The organism is Cryobacterium shii, assembly GCF_004402595.1.
Taxonomy (GTDB): Bacteria; Actinomycetota; Actinomycetes; order Actinomycetales; family Microbacteriaceae; genus Cryobacterium; species Cryobacterium shii.
Genome location: NZ_SOFY01000069.1, coordinates 1 through 13473, shown reverse-complemented (window position 1 = coordinate 13473; position 13473 = coordinate 1). Strand labels below are relative to the sequence as shown.

Annotated in this window: 18 protein-coding genes, 1 tRNA gene and 2 pseudogenes; 16 read left to right on the top strand and 5 right to left on the bottom strand. The window is 67.4% G+C overall.

All coding sequences use genetic code 11. From position 1 onward, the window contains the following. Positions 1 to 43: 43 nt before the first annotated feature. Positions 44 to 346: a DUF4031 domain-containing protein gene (locus E3O49_RS12680; protein ID WP_134366123.1), complete on the bottom strand. Its 303-nt coding sequence runs from the start codon at positions 344 to 346 to the stop codon at positions 44 to 46. Positions 347 to 538: 192 nt separating this feature from the next. Here E3O49_RS12680 and rplU point away from each other — a divergent pair, with 192 nt between their 5' ends. From rplU to E3O49_RS12620, 12 genes are all read left to right on the top strand, one after another. Further along, entirely contained in the window at positions 539 to 847 is a 309-nt protein-coding gene (gene rplU, locus E3O49_RS12675) for a 50S ribosomal protein L21 (RefSeq protein ID WP_134366124.1), read from the top strand. Positions 848 to 865: 18 nt separating this feature from the next. Beyond that, positions 866 to 1123 carry a 50S ribosomal protein L27 gene (gene rpmA, locus E3O49_RS12670; protein WP_104169636.1) on the top strand — a complete coding sequence of 86 codons (258 nt, stop codon included), beginning with the start codon at positions 866 to 868 and terminating at the stop codon, positions 1121 to 1123. Positions 1124 to 1238: 115 nt separating this feature from the next. Next, positions 1239 to 2819 carry a GTPase ObgE gene (obgE, locus tag E3O49_RS12665; RefSeq protein WP_134366125.1) on the top strand — a complete coding sequence of 527 codons (1581 nt, stop codon included), beginning with the start codon at positions 1239 to 1241 and terminating at the stop codon, positions 2817 to 2819. Beyond that, positions 2816 to 3622: a glutamate 5-kinase gene (gene proB / locus E3O49_RS12660; protein WP_134366126.1), complete on the top strand. Its 807-nt coding sequence runs from the start codon at positions 2816 to 2818 to the stop codon at positions 3620 to 3622. The genes obgE and proB (E3O49_RS12660) overlap by 4 nt, the downstream gene beginning before the upstream one ends. Before the next feature lie 22 nt (positions 3623 to 3644). Continuing rightward, positions 3645 to 4442, top strand: coding sequence for a glutamate 5-kinase (gene proB, locus E3O49_RS12655; protein ID WP_134405284.1), 798 nt, complete (start codon positions 3645 to 3647; stop codon positions 4440 to 4442). A gap of 62 nt (positions 4443 to 4504) precedes the next feature. Continuing rightward, positions 4505 to 5773: a glutamate-5-semialdehyde dehydrogenase gene (locus E3O49_RS12650; RefSeq protein ID WP_420898205.1), complete on the top strand. Its 1269-nt coding sequence runs from the start codon at positions 4505 to 4507 to the stop codon at positions 5771 to 5773. A gap of 64 nt (positions 5774 to 5837) precedes the next feature. Then, positions 5838 to 6056, top strand: coding sequence for a hypothetical protein (locus tag E3O49_RS12645; protein ID WP_134405287.1), 219 nt, complete (start codon positions 5838 to 5840; stop codon positions 6054 to 6056). A gap of 14 nt (positions 6057 to 6070) precedes the next feature. Further along, entirely contained in the window at positions 6071 to 6667 is a 597-nt protein-coding gene (gene nadD, locus E3O49_RS12640) for a nicotinate-nucleotide adenylyltransferase (protein WP_134366129.1), read from the top strand. Between the two features lie 239 nt (positions 6668 to 6906). After that, entirely contained in the window at positions 6907 to 7692 is a 786-nt protein-coding gene (locus E3O49_RS12635) for a hypothetical protein (protein ID WP_134366130.1), read from the top strand. Between the two features lie 40 nt (positions 7693 to 7732). Then, positions 7733 to 8110 (top strand): ribosome silencing factor, encoded by a 378-nt coding sequence (gene rsfS, locus E3O49_RS12630; protein ID WP_134366131.1) that lies wholly within the window; start codon positions 7733 to 7735, stop codon positions 8108 to 8110. 71 nt (positions 8111 to 8181) lie between these two features. Beyond that, positions 8182 to 8257, top strand: a tRNA-Ala gene (locus tag E3O49_RS12625). Positions 8258 to 8440: 183 nt separating this feature from the next. Then, positions 8441 to 9829: a phosphoribosyltransferase family protein gene (locus E3O49_RS12620; RefSeq protein ID WP_134366132.1), complete on the top strand. Its 1389-nt coding sequence runs from the start codon at positions 8441 to 8443 to the stop codon at positions 9827 to 9829. 31 nt (positions 9830 to 9860) lie between these two features. Here E3O49_RS12620 and E3O49_RS12615 read toward each other — a convergent pair. Continuing rightward, a pseudogene (locus tag E3O49_RS12615) lies at positions 9861 to 10265 on the bottom strand (STAS domain-containing protein); the annotation flags it as partial. Between E3O49_RS12615 and E3O49_RS12610 the strand changes: the two are divergent. Next, on the top strand, positions 10239 to 10430 hold the full coding sequence (locus E3O49_RS12610; protein WP_134366133.1) for a hypothetical protein: 192 nt from the start codon (positions 10239 to 10241) through the stop codon (positions 10428 to 10430). The pseudogene E3O49_RS12615 and the gene E3O49_RS12610 overlap by 27 nt on opposite strands. A 16-nt stretch (positions 10431 to 10446) precedes the next feature. Here E3O49_RS12610 and E3O49_RS12605 read toward each other — a convergent pair whose 3' ends face one another. Beyond that, entirely contained in the window at positions 10447 to 10812 is a 366-nt protein-coding gene (locus tag E3O49_RS12605) for an ArsR/SmtB family transcription factor (protein ID WP_134366134.1), read from the bottom strand. Between the two features lie 100 nt (positions 10813 to 10912). On the opposite strand from E3O49_RS12605, the gene E3O49_RS12600 reads away from it, so the two are divergent. The 3 genes from E3O49_RS12600 (at position 10913) to E3O49_RS12590 (ending at position 12549) form a co-directional block, all read left to right on the top strand. Further along, complete coding sequence (locus tag E3O49_RS12600; RefSeq protein ID WP_241976155.1) at positions 10913 to 11962, top strand: permease; 1050 nt, start codon at positions 10913 to 10915, stop codon at positions 11960 to 11962. 26 nt (positions 11963 to 11988) lie between these two features. Further along, on the top strand, positions 11989 to 12231 hold the full coding sequence (locus E3O49_RS12595) for a thioredoxin family protein (RefSeq protein WP_134366136.1): 243 nt from the start codon (positions 11989 to 11991) through the stop codon (positions 12229 to 12231). Positions 12232 to 12303: 72 nt separating this feature from the next. Beyond that, positions 12304 to 12549 carry a thioredoxin family protein gene (locus E3O49_RS12590; RefSeq protein ID WP_134366137.1) on the top strand — a complete coding sequence of 82 codons (246 nt, stop codon included), beginning with the start codon at positions 12304 to 12306 and terminating at the stop codon, positions 12547 to 12549. Between the two features lie 151 nt (positions 12550 to 12700). Here the strand turns inward: E3O49_RS12590 and E3O49_RS12585 are convergent, their stop codons facing one another. After that, on the bottom strand, positions 12701 to 13360 hold the full coding sequence (locus tag E3O49_RS12585; RefSeq protein WP_134366138.1) for an arsenate reductase ArsC: 660 nt from the start codon (positions 13358 to 13360) through the stop codon (positions 12701 to 12703). A 12-nt stretch (positions 13361 to 13372) separates the two neighbouring features. Then, positions 13373 to 13473 (bottom strand): annotated as a pseudogene (locus E3O49_RS17205) (heat-shock protein HtpX); the annotation flags it as partial.

Below are 13473 nucleotides of genomic sequence, written 5' to 3'. Positions count from 1 at the left end.
CGCCGGTCGCCCGTCTTCGTGGTTCAGGCCCTCGCGCAGGGGATCAGGCGTTGTCGTCGCGTGGGGGAGCGGGCGGCAGGTGAGCGCGCTGCCTGCCGGTCACTCTCAGCCCGCTGGCCCGCAGCCGCACGACCAGCTCCCGATTGCTCACCGGATGCGCCCCAGCGGCCACCAGGGCCTCGTACAGGCGCGCGGGGACGTCGTAGTGGTCCAGGTCGAATCCGCGCCGGGGAATCCCGTTGGCGGCCGCGAATGCGTGCAATTCGGCCAGGGAAGTGTCGCTGACCAGATGAGACCAAACCGTACTGTGGGCGGGCCACGTAGGCTGGTCTATCAACACCGTCATGTTCAGATTCTACGATCCCGTCTCGGTTTGACCGGGGCTGGATGATCAGCTAAAGTCGACTGTTGGTGTGCGTTGGGCCTTAGCTCACGCGGTCACCAAGGTTTTCTGAAAGCGAGTGGGCCGGCTTGGCCTGTTCAAAGCAGTAACTTTCCATCATGGGGCCTCACGGCTCCCCAGAGATAGGTACGTAACTTGGTTTACGCAGTTGTGCGCGCCGGTGGGCGGCAGGAAAAGGTCGAGGTCGGAACCATCGTCACGATGGACCGAATCAAAGCCAATAAGGACGGCAACGTCGAGCTGGCCGCCGTGCTTCTCGTCGACGGCGACAAGATCACCTCTGACTCACAGTCGCTGGCCAAGATCACGGTTACGGCCGAGGTCTTGAACGACCTCCGTGGTCCGAAGATCGTCATCCAGAAGTTCAAGAACAAGACCGGGTACAAGAAGCGTCAGGGGCACCGTCAGGAGCTCACTCGCGTTCAGGTTACCGGCATCGCCTAGGCCTGAGGAGAAGAACAGATGGCACACAAAAAAGGTGCGAGTTCCACTCGCAACGGTCGCGATTCCAACGCCCAGCGCCTCGGCGTGAAGCGCTTCGGTGGTCAGGTTGTCAGCGCGGGCGAGATCATCGTCCGTCAGCGCGGCACCCACTTCCACCCCGGCGTCAACGTCGGCCGTGGTGGAGACGACACGCTCTTCGCCCTCGAGCCCGGCTCGGTTGAGTTCGGCGCGAAGGGTGGCCGCAAGGTCGTCAACATCGTGGTGGCTGCCGCGTAGGCATCCACAACTTGTAAGCGTGAGGGCGGGCTTCGGCTCGCCCTTTGCGTGTTTCACGGCACCATCGTTTTCGTTTTTGTGCACATAGTTTTTGCCACCTGAAAGGGGCACCCCCATGGCCACGTTTGTTGACCACGTCACTCTCCACCTGCGAGCAGGCAACGGAGGGAACGGTTGTGTCTCCGTCAAGCGTGAGAAGTTCAAGCCTCTCGCCGGCCCCGACGGCGGCAACGGCGGGAGCGGCGGCGACATCGTTCTCGTCGCGGACCCCAATGTGACGACCCTCCTGGGCTACCACCGGTCCCCCCACCGCAGTTCCGCCAACGGCGGCCCCGGTATGGGCGACCACCGGGCCGGTTTCGGCAGTGAGCTGATGGAACTCGCCGTGCCTCTCGGCACCGTGGTGAAAGACGCCGAGGGCAACGAGCTCGCCGACATGACCGAACCGGGCTTCCGGATCGTCGTCGCGCCCGGCGGACAGGGCGGGCTCGGCAACGCGGCCCTGGCGTCGCTCAAGCGCAAGGCCCCCGGCTTCGCCCTGCTCGGCACCTACGGCTGGGAAGGCGACATCCAGCTCGAGCTGAAGACCGTGGCGGATGTCGCACTCGTGGGCTACCCCTCGGCCGGCAAGTCCAGCCTGATCGCGGCCATCTCGGCCGCCCGCCCCAAGATCGCGGACTACCCCTTCACGACCCTGCACCCCAACCTCGGCGTCGTGGACGCCGGCGAGGTGCGCTACACCGTCGCCGACGTGCCCGGCCTGATCGAGGGCGCCAGCGAGGGCAAGGGCCTCGGCCTCGAATTCCTGCGCCACGTGGAACGCTGCACGGCCCTGCTGCACATCCTCGACTGCGCCACGCTCGACCCCGATCGTGACCCGCTCAGCGACCTCGACGTCATTCTCGGCGAACTCGCCGCCTACCCGGTGCCCGAGGGCCAGAAGCCGCTGCTGGAACGCCCCCAGCTGATCGCCCTGAACAAGATCGACGTTCCCGAGGGCCGCGAACTCGCCGAGTTCGTCAAGCCCGACCTCGAGGCGCGCGGCTACCGCGTTTTCGAGATCTCCACCGTCAGCCACGAGGGCCTCAAGCAGCTCAACTACGCCCTGGCCGAGACGGTCGAGGCCGGCCGGGTCGAGGCCGCCGCGGCGCAGGCCGTCAAGCCGCGCATCGTCATCCGTCCCAAGCCCGTCGACGACAGCGGCTTCGTCGTCAAGGTCGAGGGTGGGTCGTTCGGCAACATCTACCGCATCATCGGAACCAAGCCCGAGCGCTGGGTGCAGCAGACCGACTTCAAGAACGACGAGGCCGTCGGCTTCCTCGCCGACCGGCTGGCGAAGCTGGGCATCGAGAACGAACTGTTCAAGGCAGGCGCGATCGCTGGCTCGACGGTCATCATCGGTCCGGGCAACGGCGTGGTCTTCGACTGGGAGCCCACTCTCACCTCGACCGCCGAACTGATCACCGCCCCGCGCGGCACCGACACCCGCCTGGACGACTCCAAGCGCCGCACCAGCAACGAGCGCCGCGAGGAATACTTCGGCCGGATGGACGCCAAGGCGGCCGCGCGTGCCGAACTCATCCGCGAACGCGAAGCCGGCATGTGGTCGACCGGGGAAGAGGAATTCAACGGGGACGTCCTGACCGGAGACGGTTCCGTGCCGCGGAACAAGGCAAAGGAGAGCGACGCCGAATGAGTTCGCGCGCACGTGCCCAGGTCTCGTCCGCACGGCGCATCGTGGTGAAGGTCGGCTCCTCGTCGATCAGCGGCGACAACGCCGACCAGATCGCACCCCTGATTGAAGCACTGGCCGAGACGCACGACCGTGGCGTCGAGGTGGTCCTGGTCTCGTCCGGCGCTGTCGCGAGCGGTCTGAGCTACCTCAACCTCGACGAGCGGCCGGCCGACCTGGCCACCCAGCAGGCGGCCGCCTCCGTCGGGCAGAACGTGCTCACGGCCCGCTACCAGGAGACCCTGGATCGTCACGGCATCGCCGCCGGCCAGGTCCTGCTGACCGAGGGCGACCTGCTGAACGAACCGCACCGCAGCAACACGCGCCGCGCGGTGAATCGCCTGCTCGACCTGCGGATCATGCCGATCGTCAACGAGAACGACACCGTCGCCACCTACGGACTCCGGTTCGGGGACAACGACCGGCTCGCTGCCATGCTGTCCGTGCTGATCCGCGCCGACCTGCTGCTGCTGCTCAGCGACGTCGACTCGCTCTACACCAGGCCCCCGCACCTGCCCGGCGCGGAACGGATCGACCTGATCGGATTCGACCAGGAACTGGCCGGAATGGAGTTCGGGACCTCCGGCGCCGCCGGCGTCGGCACCGGCGGTGCCAGCACGAAGGTCAAGGCCGCCCGGCTGGCGGCCGCGGCCGGCACCGCGGTGCTCGTGACCGCGACCGGCCTGGCCGGCGACGCGCTCAACGGGGCCGAGGTCGGCACCTGGTTCGAACCGATGCCCCAGGCGCCAGGGCGCGCGCTCCTGTGAGTGCGCGAGAGGGAACCGCATCATGGGCGTGATCACCCGCGACCAGATCGGGTCAGCGGCCCGGATCGTCGTGAAGGTCGGGTCCTCCTCGATCAGCGGCGAGAACATCGGCCAGATCACCCCCCTCGTCGACGCCCTCGCCGGCGCCCACGGCCGCGGTGCGGAGATTGTGCTGGTCTCGTCCGGTGCCATCGCCACCGGCATGCCCTACCTGCAGCTGGACGAGCGGCCCACCGACCTGGCCACCCAGCAGGCGGCCGCATCCGTCGGCCAGAACCTGCTCATCTTCCGCTATCAGGACAGCCTCGACCGGTACGACATCATCGCCGGACAGGTGTTGCTGACCGCCGGAGACCTCGACAACCCGGCGCACCGCGGCAACGCTCACCGGGCCATGGACCGCCTGCTCGGCCTGCGCATCCTGCCGATCGTGAACGAGAACGACACGGTCGCCACCCATGAGATCCGGTTCGGCGACAATGACCGGTTGGCGGCGCTCGTGGCCACGCTGATCAACGCCGACCTGCTCGTGCTGCTCAGCGACGTCGACGCCCTGTACACCCGGGCCCCGCACCTGCCGGGGGCTGAACTCATCGACCACGTCGCATCCGGCGACCCGCTCGTAGGCGTGGAGTTCAGCGAGAGCCGATCCGGGGTGGGAACCGGTGGTGCGAGCACCAAGGTGTCCGCGGCCCGGATCGCGGCCGACGCCGGAACCGCGGTCCTGGTGACCTCCACCGGGCTGGTCGCCGAGGCCCTCCGCGGCGATCGGGTGGGAACCTGGTTCGAACCGATGCCGGGCGTGCGCCCGGTGCGCTGACCGGCAGCATCCGTCAGTCGTCGCTTCGGGTGCAGCCCCGCCCGGTCGCGTAAACTACCGGGATGATGCAGCCCGCGACCGACTCCGTCCTGATCACGCCCACCCTCGAAGCCGCCCGGGACGCAGCCCTCGTGCTCGCGGCCACGCCAACGCGGCGGAAAAACCAGGCGCTCGAGGCCGTCGCCGCCTCCCTCCGGACCAGCGTCGCCGAGATCCTCGAAGCCAACGCGCTGGACCTGGCCGCCGGTGAGGCGAACGGGCTCAGCACGGGCATGCTGGACCGGCTCAGCCTGGATCTTGCCCGGATCGATGCCCTCGCCGACGCCGTGCTGCAGATCGCCCTGCTCACCGACCCGGTCGGCGTCGTGGTGCGCGGCAGCAGCCTGCCCAACGGGGTGAAGATCAGCCAGGTCCGCGTGCCCTTCGGCGTGGTCGGCGTCATCTACGAGGCCCGGCCGAACGTCACCGTGGACATCGCCGCGATCGCCCTGAAGAGCGGCAACGCCGTCGTGCTCCGCGGCGGCTCGGCCGCGGAGAACACCAACCGCGTGCTCGTTCGCCTGCTGCAGGCCGCGGTCGACGGCGTCGGGCTCCCCGCCGCGTCGGTGCAGACCATCGACCCGTTCGGTCGCAGCGGCGCCACCGAGCTGATGCAGGCGAGAGGCTACGTGGACGTGCTCATCCCGCGGGGGAGTGCCGGGCTGATCCAGGCCGTCGTCACCCAGTCGAAGGTCCCCGTGATCGAAACCGGCGCCGGCGTCGTGCACATCTTCCTCGACGAGAGCGCCATCGAGCAGATGGCCGTGGACATCGTGCACAACTCCAAGGTGCAGCGGCCCAGCGTCTGCAACGCCCTCGAGACGCTGCTGGTGCACGAGGCCGCGGCCGACCGGCTCCTGCCGGCGGTGCTGGCGAAGCTGGCCGCGTCCGGGGTCACGATCCACGGCGACGACCGGGTGCGCGCGCTCTTCCCGGCCGCGGTGCCGGCCACGGACGAGGACTGGGGCACCGAATATATGTCCCTGGAGGTCGCCGTGGCCGTCGTCGATTCCCTCGACGACGCGATCCGTCACATCCGCCGGTACTCGACCGGGCACACCGAGTCCATCATCACAAACGACTTAGTCAACGCCGAACGGTTCCTCGCCGAGGTGGACTCCGCCGCAGTCATGGTGAACGCGTCCACCCGGTTCGCCGACGGGGGAGAATTCGGGTTCGGTGCCGAGGTCGGCATCTCCACCCAGAAACTGCACGCCCGCGGCCCGATGGGACTGCCCGAGCTGACCAGCACCAAGTGGATCGTGCGCGGCTCCGGGCAGGTGCGCGGCTAGGCCCCGCTAAGATAGTGGCCGTGGCCCAAGGTTTTGCCGTCTGTGCCCCTGAATGGAGATCCCCATGTCGTTCCTGACCACTGTGCTGGCCGAAACTGCCGTGCTGGCCGAAGTCGAACACGCCGCCCTGCCCATGCCGACCTTCGTCTACGGCCTGATCGGCCTGGTCCTGTTCGCCGCCCTCGCCGCGGTCGTCTGGTCGTACCGTGACGTCGCGAACCGTCACCAGGCCAAGGCGAAGGCCTACGCCGACGCTCACGGCGGCGCGCGCAGCGGCCACTAGACGATACAGCTCCCATCGAGACTCCCCGCCGCCCCCGCATCGGCGTGATGGGCGGAACTTTCGACCCGATCCACCACGGGCACCTCGTTGCCGCCAGTGAGGTGGCGCAGAGCTTCGACCTCGACGAGGTCATCTTCGTTCCGACCGGGCAGCCGTGGCAGAAAGCGGATGTGACGGCGAGCGAACACCGTTACCTGATGACGGTCATCGCCACGGCGTCCAATCCCCGCTTCACGACAAGCCGGGTCGACATCGACCGCACCGGCCCCACCTACACGATCGACACCCTGCGCGACCTGCATGCCGAACGGCCCACCGCCGAGCTGTTCTTCATCACCGGCGCGGACGCGATCCTGCAGATCCTCAGCTGGAAAGACGTGCAGGAGCTGTGGGATCTCGCGCACTTCGTGGCTGTGAGTCGTCCGGGACATGAGCTCAACATTTCGGGATTACCCAACCAGGACGTAAGCTTGTTGGAGGTTCCGGCTCTGGCGATTTCGTCAACGGACTGCCGGGCGCGTGTGAATCGGGGATTCCCGGTCTGGTATCTGGTCCCCGATGGGGTCGTCCAGTACATCTCAAAGCATCATCTGTATCGGAGTGTGGCATGACGTCGGGTAACAACCCACAGCCACTGACGCGCCGGCAAGCGCGGGAGTTGGCACACGGGAATCAACCTGCCGTCACGGATGTCGGCGCGACCGCCGCGCCTGCGCCCGCGGCCCCACAGCCGTCTCCCGTCGCCGCTCCCGCCCCTCTGGCGCCGGCACCCTCCGTCTTCGCGCCTCGTACGCCTGACGCCCCCGTGCGGGAACAGGCTGTTGCCGTCGACACGACCTCCGAACACACGATGACGCGGCGAGAGCTGCGCGCCCAGCAGGCCGCCCTGTCCGCAGCCGCGGAGACTGCGCAAACCGATATCGTGCCGGCCGAGACCGCACCCGCCGCGCAGTTCCCGCCGGTGGCCCCGGCCCCGGCCTCCCTCGGCCTGTCCGACCCGCGCGCTTTCGACATCGACATCGTCAACATCCCGGCGGCCCCGGCCCCGGTGGCTCCGCGCGTCGAATTCATGGTCGAAGCAGCGGGGAGCAAGGTCGGCAAGGCCGGCAAGTCCCGTCCCGGCGTTCTTCACCCGCCCGTCGGCCACTGGTCGCTCGCCCGGGACGAAGACGTCGACTCGCTTCCCGGAGTCACCCAGCTCGAGCCGTTCGACCAGATAGTGGCCCGCGGTATCAGTGCGGGCGGCATCCCGACCACCACGAACGCCCTGATCCTGCCGTCCATCCCGCACCAGGGCAACGCGTCCGGGCCGTTCACGAGCACGGGCGAGATCATGGTCACCGGCTCGATCGACCTGCCGCGCAGCCTTGGCTCCACCGGACAGCACCCGAACGTCTACGACTCGTCCGACATGGACCAGCTGCTCGACCAGCTCGACGACGTGGGACACCACAACGACGTCGCACCGGTGAGCGCCAGCCGTGCCGTCAGCACGCACGCGTCCACGCGCGGCGTCATGGCCCCACCGAGCAAACCCGGACTGACGCTGCCTATCGTGCTGACCATCACGGCTGGAGTGCTCGCCTTCGGCGTGCTGGCCCTGCTCGTCGCCGGCTACGTCTTCCGAATTTTCTAATGCCACCCATTTCACATTCACTAACTCAGGGATTCATTCGATGACCGCTTCTGCCCATGCTCTCGAGCTCCTCAAGGTGGCCGCCGCCGCCGCAGACTCGAAAGCGGGGGAGGACCTCGTCGCGATCGATGTGTCCAACCCCCTTCCTCTCACCGACATCTTCCTGATCGTCACGGGGCGCTCCGAGCGCAACGTCGTGGCTATCGCCGGTGAGATCGAAGACAAGATGACCGAGGCCGGGTTCAAGCCCCTGCGCCGCGAAGGACGCGCCGAGGGCCGCTGGGTCCTGGTCGACTTCGGCGACCTCGTCGTGCACATCTTCCACGAGGAAGAACGCGTCTACTACTCCCTCGAACGCCTCTGGAAAGACTGCCCGGTCATCCCCATCGAACTCCCCGCCCCCCGGGTCGCCGAGTAACAGTGGTCAACGGCACTCAAAACGTGTCGTAGACTAGACAAGTTGTTTCGGAGAGATCCGAAACACTATCTGGGTCCGTGGCGCAGCTGGTAGCGCACCTGCATGGCATGCAGGGGGTCAGGGGTTCGAATCCCCTCGGATCCACCAAGTAGCACAGTTACGACAGAAAAGGCCCCGACTTCGGTCGGGGCCTTTCTTTGTTGCCCGGTGCTCTGCCGCAGATACTTTCGGGTTGCGCCTTCGGGTTATTCTTCTACCCTCCGGAATCCGTGCAGCCCTAGCGCCCGTCCGCGCCCGGGGCGACCATGGCCGTATCGAGGAGGTGCGACGATGGTCGTTTTCACAGATCGAGCGGATGCCGGGCGCCAGCTGGCCGAGCAACTCGAGTACCTGCGCGGGCAGGACGTGGTGGTGCTGGGGCTTCCCCGTGGCGGGGTGCCCGTGGCCGCCGAGGTGGCCGAAACCTTGGACGCTCCGCTGGACGTGATCGTCGTGCGGAAACTCGGTGTGCCCTACCAGCCGGAACTGGCCATGGGCGCGATCGGCGAGCACGACGTGCGGGTGCTCAACACGCCGGTGCTCAATCTGACCCGGGTCACGGACGAGGAACTGGCCGACGTCGAGGCCGTGGAGCGCGCCCAGCTGCACGATCGCGTGGCCCGGTTCCGCAAGGGCCGGCAGCGCGTCGACCTGACCGGCCGGATCGCCCTCATCGTCGACGACGGCATCGCCACCGGGTCCACGGCCCGGGTCGCCTGCCTGGTCGCCCGGCAGCTCGGAGCGAAAAAGGTCATCCTCGCCGTACCGGTCGGTCCCGCCGACACGATTCATCACTTTCCGGGAGCCGACGAGGTCGTCTGTCTCTACGTGCCGGCGCAGCTGATCGCGGTCGGCAACCACTACTACGATTTCAGTCCGACCAGCGATTCCGAAGTGACCGTGCTGCTGGACGCAGCCGCAGAACGGATGCGCCGGATCACCACCGACACCGGCGACCCCGACCGGGAAGTCGAGATCCCCGCCGACGGTGTGCATCTGGGCGGTCACCTGCGCCTTCCGGCCGGAGCCACCGGGGTGGTGCTGTTCGCCCACGGCAGCGGCAGCAGCCGCTACAGCCCCCGCAACCGGTTCGTCGCCGAGGTGCTGAACCGGGCCGGCCTGGGCACGCTCCTGCTCGACCTGCTCACCCCGGAGGAGGAGCCCGACCGGGCCAAGGTCTTCGACATCGGGCTGCTCGCGAACCGGCTGGCCGCGGCCACCCGGTGGCTGGGCACCCAGCCGGACACCCGCACCCTCCGGGTCGGCTACTTCGGCGCCAGCACCGGGGCCGGAGCCGCTCTGTGGGCCGCGGCCGATGCCGCGCTCGGCACAGGCACAGGCACAGGCACGAGCACGGGCACCCAGGTCAGCGCCGTGGTGTCGCGGGGAGGACGCCCGGACCTCGCGGGGCCGCGGCTGGCCGGAGTCCGGGCCCCCACCCTGCTGATCGTCGGCGGGGCGGACACGCTTGTTCTGGAACTCAACCGCCAGGCCCGGGCCCTGCTGCGCTGCCCCAGCGAGCTGGCCGTCGTCCCCGGGGCCACGCACCTCTTCGAGGAGCGGGGCACCCTCGGCGAGGCCGCCGCCCTGGCCCGAGACTGGTTCCTGGAGTACTTGGCCCCGGCCGGTTCCGAAACGGAGCAGTCCCCGGAAGCCCGCGCCACGGGGTCGACGGAATGAGCCGGAAAACCGGGACGCCGCGTTGGGCCGGCTAGTGTCCGCCGCCGAGGTTTCCGGCCAGGCGGGCGCGGATATCGGTGCTGGCTTCGTTCATGCCCACGATGACGGCGCGTTTGCCGTGGCGCTCGTACTTGTTCGTGATGGCGTCGAGCGCGGCGACGGTGGAGGCGTCCCAGATGTGGGAGGCGGACATGTCGAGGACCACGCGGTCCGGGTCGTCCGCGTACTCGAACTGGGTGGTGAGGTCGTTGCTTGAGGCGAAGAAGAGTGCCCCGGTTACGGTGTAGTACGCGGTCGGCACGGGCTCATCGGTCGAGACGGTCCGTTCCACATCCACGAGGTGGGCGACCCGGCGGGCGAAGGCGACCATGGCCATGAGCACACCCACGACCACGCCGATGGCGAGGTTGTGGGTGAGCACGACGACCGCCACTGTGGCAAGACCATCGACACCCTGGAAGGCGCCAGCGAGGGTGCCGACACTGTCGCCGTGCGATCAGACCTGGATTCCTTCATCAGGCAAGCCGAAGAGCGGCGCCAAAAGCTGCAGGATCAGCTCGCGATGGCCGACGAATTCCTTGAGCTCCTGCGCCAGCAGTGAGACGGCGTTCCGACGCTCACCGCGCCCAGGCGCCGGTGTCGAGGGTTCGGGCGATGGCGTGAATGGCCTCGGGGATGACGCGGTAGTGCACGCTCATCCCGTGACGCTCCTTGGTCAGGATCCCGCTGGTCTGCAGCTTCTTGAGGTGATGACTGACCGTGGGCTCCGACAGTTTCACGACCGGGGCCAGGTCGCAGGTGCAGGCCTCTTGATTCGGCTGGGCCAGGAGGTATGCCAGCAACTGGAGGCGCACTGGGTCGGCCAGGGCCTTCAGGCGCACGGCGAGGGCGATCGCATCGTCAATTTCGAGGGTGGCGCTGTTCCCCAGCGGACCGCAGCAGATCGGCGAGACGTCATCGAGGAGCGGAAGCGTTTTGGGCATGGGAACAGTCTGTCACCTTCTTGACACATATCAAAGAGGTGGACATACTTGTAATTAGATGAACGTCGAAGAATTCGGCGTTCCCGGTCAAGGAGCAGTTGTGAGCATCGCGGAACGGATACCGACCACCACCCGTGGGCGGGTCGCCATCCTGATTGCAGGGGTGGGCCTCTGGGCTCTGGCCTACTGGGTCAACGAATGGTTCTGGGACGTCGTTCTCTACGACGCATTCGGCCTCGACCCGAAGAGTCGGGTCACCGAGACCATCCACTTCTTCATCTACGACTCGCTCAAGATCCTGCTGCTCCTGGCCATCATCATCTTCGCCTCGACCGTGCTCCGCTCCTTCATGAGCGTCGAGCGCACCCGGGCCTTCCTCGGCGGCAAACGCGAGGGAGTCGGCAACATCCTCGCCGCCGGCCTCGGCGTGATCACCCCGTTCTGCTCCTGCAGCGCCGTGCCCGCATTCATCGGCTTCGTCGCCGCCGGCGTGCCGATCGGCGTCACGATGAGCTTCCTGATCGCCAGCCCCCTGGTCAACGAGATCGCCATCGGCCTGCTGTTGACACTGTTCGGCTGGGAGATCACCGCCCTCTACATGGTATCGGGCCTCCTGATCGCGATCGTGTCCGGCTGGATCCTGGGCCGCCTGCACGTCGAGAAGTGGGTGGAACCCTTCGTCTTCGACGTCAAACTCGGAGGCCAGGTCATCGACCCCTCGCTCGGCCTCACCTTCGGGCAGCGGATGCAGATGGGCGTCGAAGAGGTCAAAACCATCATCCAGAAGATCTGGATCTACCTGCTCGTCGGCATCGGCCTCGGCGCCCTCATCCACGGCTGGGCCCCGGCCGATTTCTTCACCACCTACGCCGGCGCCGACAACCCCTTCGGCGTGCTGATCGCGGTCTTCATCGGCATCCCGCTCTATTCCAACGCCGCCGGCATCATGCCGCTGGTCGCCGCCCTCTACGACAAGGGCCTCCCGATGGGAACCCTGCTCGCGTTCATGATGGCCGTCGTCGCCCTCTCACTGCCGGAGATGATCCTGCTCCGCCGGGTGCTGAAGCCGCAGCTGCTCGCCATCTTCATCACGACCACCGGCCTCGGCATCATCGCCGTCGGCTACCTCTTCAACGCCATCCTGGCCTAACCATCACCTCTGAAAGGAACCATCCCATGATCATCAAGATCCTCGGTCCCGGCTGTGCCAATTGCGTCAACCTCACCAAGGCCGCCACCGTCGCCGTCGCGGAGCTCGGCCTGGACGCCACCATCGAAAAGGTCGAAGACTATGCCGCGATCGTCGGCTACGGCGTGATGAGCACCCCCGCGCTCGTCATTGACGAGAAGGTCGTCGTGTCCGGCCGGGTGCCGAACCTCGCCGAGGTGCGCACCCTCCTCACCGCCGCAAGCCAATAACCCCACCGAGGCGGGATGCTCAGCGCGCCCCGCCTCGATGCCGCCGCTCCAAAAAAAGGGAATCGTCAGACCATGAACATCAAGATCCTCGGCGCGGGGTGCACCAAATGCGTGAGTCTTTACCGTGTCACCACCCAGATTGTGCAGGAACTCGGCCTGGACGCCACCGTCGAGAAGATCGACGACTATGCCGTCATCCTCGGCTACGGCGTGATGAGCAGCCCCGGCCTCGTCATTGACGAGAGGGTCGTCTCGGTGGGCCGAGTTCCGACACCCGCTGAGCTCCGGAAACTATTGGACGCTCAGGCCTCGCGGTGACGACCGCCGTTCACGCCTGCTCTCCGACGGTACCGGCCGCTTGGGCCTCCTCGGCAGGTCCGGCACCCTCACCCGGCCAGGGGCAGTTACGTTGCGGCGCTGTAACCGGCCAGGCCGGAGCCGATGACAGTGACGTTCTCGATGCTCATGGTTACCGGTCCCGGGGTGTGAGGGTGTCCAGCAATCGTTCGACCCGGTCCGTGATCTCGTCCCGAATCACACGGACTTTCTCGAGCGAGCGGCCGGCCGGGTCCGTCAATGCCCAGTCCTGGTAGGTCTTCCCTGGATAGACCGGGCAGGCGTCACCGCACCCCATGGTGATGACGACATCCGCGGCCTGCACGACATCGTCGGTGAGGGGCTTCGGGAAGGCCTCGGTGAAGTCGAGCCCGATCTCGGCCATCGCCGCGGCGACCGTGGGATTCACCTCACGCGACGGGGCAGAACCGGCTGAGCGAACGTGCACGGCCCCGCCGGAGAGGGCGTTCGTGAACACGGCCGCCATCTGCGACCGGCCGGCGTTCTGCTCGCAGACGAACAACACCTCGGGCACAGAGCGCGCGATCGCACCCTTGGCCTGAGCCAGTGCGGTCACCCGGTCCGTGGCGAACCGGATCGTGTTGGTGGCCAGGTGCGCCTTCACCGTCGACGTGCGCAGCAGGGCCGTGAAGGACTCGAGCACATAGCGTTCGACCGTCTCGGCACTGAAGACGCCCGCGAACCTCACGGTCAGGTCGCGGGCAAGGCGCTTCAGATACTCCTCGGGGTAGGTCAGGCCCGGCAGTGACCGGCGAGCGCCGGTGTCGCTCATCGTGCGCTGGCCTTAGGCCGTGGCGGGGAGGATCTCGGCGAGCAGGGCCTGGATGCGGGCCTTGATCTCGTCGCGGATCGGGCGCACGGATTCGATGCCCTGGCCGGCCGGGT

What these genes read in the sequence shown, in the direction of transcription:
- E3O49_RS12680 (WP_134366123.1), bottom strand. Translation starts at nt 346, where the DNA reads ATGACGGTGTTGATAGACCAGCCTACGTGGCCCGCCCACAGTACGGTT.
- rpmA (WP_104169636.1), top strand. Translation starts at nt 866, where the DNA reads ATGGCACACAAAAAAGGTGCGAGTTCCACTCGCAACGGTCGCGATTCC.
- obgE (WP_134366125.1), top strand. Translation starts at nt 1,239, where the DNA reads ATGGCCACGTTTGTTGACCACGTCACTCTCCACCTGCGAGCAGGCAAC.
- proB (WP_134366126.1), top strand. Translation starts at nt 2,816, where the DNA reads ATGAGTTCGCGCGCACGTGCCCAGGTCTCGTCCGCACGGCGCATCGTG.
- proB (WP_134405284.1), top strand. Translation starts at nt 3,645, where the DNA reads ATGGGCGTGATCACCCGCGACCAGATCGGGTCAGCGGCCCGGATCGTC.
- E3O49_RS12650 (WP_420898205.1), top strand. Translation starts at nt 4,505, where the DNA reads ATGATGCAGCCCGCGACCGACTCCGTCCTGATCACGCCCACCCTCGAA.
- E3O49_RS12645 (WP_134405287.1), top strand. Translation starts at nt 5,838, where the DNA reads ATGTCGTTCCTGACCACTGTGCTGGCCGAAACTGCCGTGCTGGCCGAA.
- E3O49_RS12635 (WP_134366130.1), top strand. Translation starts at nt 6,907, where the DNA reads ATGACGCGGCGAGAGCTGCGCGCCCAGCAGGCCGCCCTGTCCGCAGCC.
- rsfS (WP_134366131.1), top strand. Translation starts at nt 7,733, where the DNA reads ATGACCGCTTCTGCCCATGCTCTCGAGCTCCTCAAGGTGGCCGCCGCC.
- E3O49_RS12620 (WP_134366132.1), top strand. Translation starts at nt 8,441, where the DNA reads ATGGTCGTTTTCACAGATCGAGCGGATGCCGGGCGCCAGCTGGCCGAG.
- E3O49_RS12605 (WP_134366134.1), bottom strand. Translation starts at nt 10,812, where the DNA reads ATGCCCAAAACGCTTCCGCTCCTCGATGACGTCTCGCCGATCTGCTGC.
- E3O49_RS12595 (WP_134366136.1), top strand. Translation starts at nt 11,989, where the DNA reads ATGATCATCAAGATCCTCGGTCCCGGCTGTGCCAATTGCGTCAACCTC.
- E3O49_RS12590 (WP_134366137.1), top strand. Translation starts at nt 12,304, where the DNA reads ATGAACATCAAGATCCTCGGCGCGGGGTGCACCAAATGCGTGAGTCTT.
- E3O49_RS12585 (WP_134366138.1), bottom strand. Translation starts at nt 13,360, where the DNA reads ATGAGCGACACCGGCGCTCGCCGGTCACTGCCGGGCCTGACCTACCCC.